Origin of the sequence: Streptomyces sp. SID5910, assembly GCF_009862125.1 — a bacterium.
In the GTDB taxonomy this organism is placed as follows: Bacteria; Actinomycetota; Actinomycetes; order Streptomycetales; family Streptomycetaceae; genus Streptomyces.
Genome location: NZ_WWHX01000098.1, coordinates 1 through 4073 on the forward strand (window position 1 = coordinate 1; position 4073 = coordinate 4073).

Genomic DNA, 4073 nt, shown 5'->3' on the forward strand with positions numbered 1-4073 from the left:
TTGGGCGTCCTCGGCGCGGCGGCGGTGCCGCCCGAACCGCCGTCGTCCTGCGAGGCGTTGGCGTTCGGCAGCAGGACGGCGGCCGCGCCGAGCGCCACCACCGCTCCTGCGGCCAGTGCGGCCTTGCGCTTCGGGATTCGCTGGTGACTCAACCTTCTCGACCTCCTGGGACGGGGTCCGTGCCGCCGGTCGGCAGCTGTCGGGGGGCGCCTGGATGGCTGTTGGTACGCACGGGCCGGACGAGCCGTTCAATCCGGCCCGTCCGGCACACTCCGCTACCGGCCGGGGACGCTCTGTTCCGGCCGCGGAGCGGAATCCCGGCTTCAGCGAATCTGCACATCGACTGCCCAACGCGGTCACCCCGGTTGGCCGGTCTCCACAACCCGCGGGTGCCGCTTGCGCCTTTGGGGCGGGAGTGCCGGATTCGCGGCGGCTCGGGCAAGGGGTCGCGCGGCCCGAGGCCGTCCCCGGTGTGAAGAAGTCGCCGCGAGGACGTGCGCACTCCTGCACGCTTGGGCGCCTCGGCGTCGCAAGTGTCCAGGTGAGGGCGGTGATTGATTGGAAGGGCCGACCAGCCGCGTGCTTTGATCCATCGCACCGCGGCGGCCGCGGAGGGCTCCGGAAGCGGGCGCTCCGGCCGCCCGTGGCCGCGGCCGTCATCTGTCCCCAGAGGGGGCCGCTCCCCCCTTGTGAATTGGCTATACGAAGGGAAGTTCCATCATGAACTCCACCCCCCAGGTTGAGACCGTCGAGATCTCCGACGCCGAGCTCGACAACGTCTCCGGCGGCCTGAACGTGAACGCCGTCGGCACCGTCACCGGCCTGGTGGACGGCATCGCCCCGGTCTCGGGTCTGCTCAACACCGCCGTCGGCACCGTCGAGGGTGTCACCGGCCTGAACACGGCCCCGGTCACGGGCCTGGTCGCCGGTCTCTGATCGCGCCCTTGTGCCGCTGAGTCCCGGAGCCGTACCCCGGCTCCGGGACTTTTCGGCCGTTCCCCGACGGTTTCCGAGCGCTCTCCTGGGATGCCTCCGACGTGCAGTTCCGCCAACAGGCCCTCGCCAAACTCCAGTCACCGGAGGAGCTCGACCTCCCGGTGCGTTTCGCCCGCCCGCAGGGCTGGCTCGTGCTGTCCGTGACCGTCGTCGCGATGGCCGCCGCGTCCGTGTGGGCGGTGACCGGGTCGGTGACCTCCACGGTCGGCGCACCCGCCGTCCTCACCCACGGGCAGGGCAGCTACGTCCTGCAAAGTCCGGTCTCCGGCCAGGTCACCGCGGTGCTCGCCCGGCAGGGTGAGCGGCTGGCCGCCGACTCCCCGGTGCTGAAGGTGCGTACGGCCGAGGGCGACACCGTCGTCCGCTCGCTCGACGCGGGCCGTGTCAGCGCGCTCGCCGCCACCGTCGGCCAGATCATCCAGACCGGCGCGAACGTCGCGTCGGTCGAGAAGGTCGCCCACGCCGGCGACCCGCTCTACGCCACCGTCTACGTCCCCGCGGAGAACGCCGCCGCCATTCCCGCCGACGCCCCGGTCGACCTGACCGTGCAGTCGGTGCCGGCCCAGGAGTTCGGCGTGCTGCGCGGCCATGTGAAGTCGGTGGACCGCTCGGCCCAGTCGGCGCAGACGATCGGCGCGTTCCTCGGGGACGCCCAACTCGGCGAGCAGTTCACGAAGGACGGTCGGCCGGTGGCCGTGACGGTGCGCCTCGACACCTCGGCGGCCACGAAGAGCGGCTACGCCTGGTCGTCCGCGGGCGGACCGCCGTACGACCTGACCTCCATGACGCCGGCAACGGGCTCCATCCGGCTGGCCGGGCAGCGTCCCGTCGATTGGCTGCTGCCGTGACCGCCGCGACCGACACCCGGGGCAGACGCCGGGCCGCACCGCCCAGGCGCAAGGTGCCCAAGGGGCGGGCGAAGACCGTCCGTACGCCCACCGTGCTCCAGATGGAGGCCGTGGAGTGCGGCGCCGCCTCCCTCGCGATGGTCCTCGGCCACTACGGCCGGCACGTCCCGCTGGAGGAGCTGCGCATCGCCTGCGGTGTCTCCCGCGACGGTTCGCGCGCCAGCAACCTGCTGAAGGCGGCGCGCGGTTACGGCCTCACCGCCAAGGGCATGCAGATGGACCTGGCCGCCCTCGCCGAGGTGACGGCGCCGGCCATCCTGTTCTGGGAGTTCAACCACTACGTCGTCTACGACGGCATGGGCCGGCGCTTCGGGCGGCGCGGAGTGTTCATCAACGACCCGGGCAAGGGCCGCCGTTTCGTGTCCCTGGAGGACTTCGACGGCAGCTTCACCGGGGTCGTGCTGACCATGGAGCCCGGTGACGACTTCACCCGCGGCGGCCGCAAGCCCGGTGTGCTCGGCGCGATGCCGGCCCGGCTGCGCGGCACCGCGGGCACGCTGCCCGCCGCCGTGCTGGCGAGCCTGCTGCTGGTGGCGGTGGGCGCGGCGGTGCCCGCGCTGAGCCGCACCTACATCGACATGTTCCTGATCGGCGGACAGACCTCGCTGCTGGGTGTGCTGTTCGCGTCGATGGCGGCGTGCGTGCTGCTCACGGTGGTGCTGACCTGGCTCCAGCAGGCGAACCTGCTGCACGGCCGCATCATCTCCTCCACCCTCTCCAGCGCCCGCTTCCTGCGGCATCTGCTGCGGCTGCCGGTGACGTTCTTCTCGCAGCGCAGCCCGGCCGACCTGGTGCAGCGTCTTCAGTCCAACGACGCCGTCGCCGAGACCCTGGCCCGCGACCTCGCGGCGGCGGGCGTCGACGCGATCGTCGTCGTGCTGTACGCCGTGCTGCTGTACACGTACGACCCTCAGCTGACCTTCGTCGGCATCGGTGTGGCGCTGCTCAACATCGTCGCGATGCGGGTCGTGATCAAGCTGCGGGCGACCCGGACGGCGAAGCTGCGCGCGGACACGGCCCGGCTGACCAACACGGCGTACACGGGTCTTCAGCTGATCGAGACGATGAAGGCGACCGGCGGTGAGGACGGCTACTTCCGCAAGTGGGCGGGGCAGCACGCCACCACGCTGGAGGAGCAGCAGCGGCTCGGGGTGCCGAGCGCGTGGCTGGGGGTGGTCGCGCCGACGCTGGCCACGCTGAACAGCGCGCTGATCCTGTGGATCGGCGGCATGCGGGCGGTCGAGGGGCACATCTCGATCGGTCTGCTGGTCGCCTTCCAGGCGCTGGTCACCCGCTTCACGGCGCCGCTGACCCGGCTGAACGGCGTCGCGGGCCGCATCCAGGACTTCGCGGCCGACGTGGCCCGGCTGAAGGACGTGGAGAACTTCCGGGCCGACCCGCTGTACGGCCGTCCCGGCGGCGGTGACTCGACGCGCCGGCTGCACGGCCATGTCGAGCTGGAGAACATCTCGTTCGGCTACAGCCCCCTCGACAAGCCGTTGCTGACCGGCTTCGACCTGACGGTCGGCCCGGGGCGGCAGGTGGCACTTGTCGGCGGCTCGGGCAGCGGCAAGTCCACGGTGTCCCGGCTGATCTCCGGTCTGTACACGCCGTGGGAGGGCGTGATCCGCATCGACGGGCAGCGCCTGGAGGACATTCCGCGCGGGGCGCTGGCGTCCTCGGTGTCCTTCGTCGACCAGGACGTGTTCCTCTTCGAGGGCTCGGTGCGCGACAACGTGGCGCTGTGGGACCCGTCGGTCCCGGACGACGCCGTGGTGGAGGCGCTGAGGGACGCCGCGCTGTACGACGTGGTGACGCGCCGTCCTGGCGGTATCCACAGCAGGGTCGAGCAGGACGGCCGGAACTTCTCCGGCGGGCAGCGCCAGCGGCTGGAGATCGCGCGGGCGCTGGTGCGCAGGCCCAGCATCCTGGTCCTGGACGAGGTGACCAGCGCGCTGGACGCGGAGACCGAGCTGGTGGTGATGGACAACCTGCGCCGGCGCGGCTGCGCGTGCGTGGTGATCGCGCACCGGCTGAGCACCGTGCGGGACAGCGACGAGATCGTCGTCCTGGCGCACGGCACGGTCGTGGAGCGCGGGCGGCACGAGGAACTGGTGGCGCGCGGCGGCGCGTACGCGGCGCTGGTCGGGGAGCGGTGAGATGACGACA

General features: G+C 71.9%; 3 protein-coding genes. All 3 read left to right on the top strand.

The features are described from left to right. Positions 1-720 precede the first annotated feature (720 nt). Complete coding sequence (locus GTW67_RS03675) at positions 721-936, top strand: type A2 lantipeptide (protein WP_161163347.1); 216 nt, start codon at positions 721-723, stop codon at positions 934-936. 101 nt (positions 937-1037) lie between these two features. Further along, complete coding sequence (locus GTW67_RS03680; RefSeq protein WP_161163348.1) at positions 1038-1844, top strand: HlyD family efflux transporter periplasmic adaptor subunit; 807 nt, start codon at positions 1038-1040, stop codon at positions 1842-1844. After that, positions 1841-4063, top strand: a complete 2223-nt coding sequence (locus GTW67_RS03685) for an NHLP family bacteriocin export ABC transporter peptidase/permease/ATPase subunit (RefSeq protein WP_161163349.1) — start codon at positions 1841-1843, stop codon at positions 4061-4063. The genes GTW67_RS03680 and GTW67_RS03685 overlap by 4 nt, the downstream gene beginning before the upstream one ends. Positions 4064-4073 lie beyond the last annotated feature (10 nt).

Excerpts from the sequence above, each read along its gene's own strand:
- GTW67_RS03675 (WP_161163347.1), top strand. The coding sequence starts at position 721 with ATGAACTCCACCCCCCAGGTTGAGACCGTCGAGATCTCCGACGCCGAG.